Here is a 1,331-nt window from a genome sequence, read left to right on the forward strand (position 1 = left end):
TGCGGTGTGGTGCGGCGGGGACGCTAGTCCTCGTCCAGGAGGGGCCGGACCTGCTCGGCGGCGAAGCGGACGAAGCCCTCGGGGTCGGGCTCGTCGGCCGTCGGCTGGAGGACGACGGTGTCGGCGCCCGCCTCGGCCAGGCGCCGGACGGCCTTGGCGACGGCGCCGGCGTCCCCGGCGACGCCGAGGTCCGGCACCGCGGCGACGCCCTCGGCCCGCTGTTCGGCACGCAGCCGTTCGGCGGCGCCGGGTCCGGTGGCGGCGAGGAGATACACGACCACCTGGTGCGGGTCGGTCCGCCCGGCCGTCGTCCGTCCCTCGTCGATGAGCCGGCGGGCCTGCCGTACGGCGTCGGGCGGGTTGGACGCGTGGAGGATGGTCCCGTCGGCGGCCTCACCGGAGAGCCGCAGCGAACGGGGCCCGGTGACCCCGGCGAGCACCTCGGCCCGCTGGGCGGGCGGCCAGTCGAGGGCGACGCCGTCGAGCCGGACGTACCGTCCCTCGGTCGTCACCCGTTCGCCGCGCAGCAGGGCCCGCAGGGCGAGCAGGTACTCCCGCAGGAGGGTGACGGGCGACTCGGCGCGTGCGCCGACCTGGCCCATCCAGTCCTGCACTCCGTGCCCGACGCCGAGGGTCGCGCGGCCGGGGAACATGCGGTGCAGGGTGGCGGCCTCCATGGCGGTGACGGCCACGTTCCGCAGGGGTACCGGCAGCAGTCCGACGCCGACCTTCAGCCGCTCGGTCCAGGCGAGGGCGGCGGCGGCCGTGGAGATGCCTCCTTCGAGGAAGCAGTCCTCCCACAGCCACAGCTCGTCCAGCCCGGCCTCCTCCGCGACACGTGCCACGGCACGCAGCCGCTCGGGGGCGAGCTGGGGACGGAAGACGACACCGAGTGCGGTCATCCGGCCTTCCTACACTTGGCTCCGGGCACGGGACAACGACATTTCGCGGTGCGGTGCGGTCCGGTTGGTGTGGGGAGGGAGTCGGCATGGGGTGGCGGCGCTGGCGGGACGGGCGGGGGCGGCTGGTCGTGAACGGCGTCGTGGAAGGCGGACCGGACGGGCGGGCCGTGGTGCCGCTGGAGGTCGCCGCGTCCTACCGGGCCCGCACCAGGGGCCTGTTGGGCCGGGACGGGATCGACGGGGCGCTCCTGCTGACGCCGGCCGGCAGCGTGCACACGTTCGGGATGCGGTTCCCCATCGACGTGGCCTACCTGGACCGCCGGCTGACGGTCATCGCCGTCCGCACGATGCCCCCGGGCCGCCTGGGCCTACCCCGCCTGCGCGCCCGGCACGTACTGGAGGCGGAGGCGGGGGCGATGGCGGGGTGGG

Annotated in this window: 2 protein-coding genes; one reads left to right on the forward strand and one right to left on the reverse strand. The window is 76.0% G+C overall.

What is annotated here, in order from left to right:
* Positions 1-23 precede the first annotated feature (23 nt).
* The gene (locus GTW67_RS10855; protein WP_161164591.1) at positions 24-902 is read right to left on the reverse strand and encodes an LLM class flavin-dependent oxidoreductase; all 879 of its coding nucleotides are present in this window, start codon (positions 900-902) and stop codon (positions 24-26) included.
* A gap of 86 nt (positions 903-988) precedes the next feature.
* Here GTW67_RS10855 and GTW67_RS10860 point away from each other — a divergent pair.
* The coding region (locus tag GTW67_RS10860; protein ID WP_161164592.1) for a DUF192 domain-containing protein at positions 989-1,331 on the forward strand (343 nt) is incomplete at its 3' end.

The sequence above is a fragment of the Streptomyces sp. SID5910 genome, assembly GCF_009862125.1.
Lineage (GTDB): Bacteria > Actinomycetota > Actinomycetes > Streptomycetales > Streptomycetaceae > Streptomyces.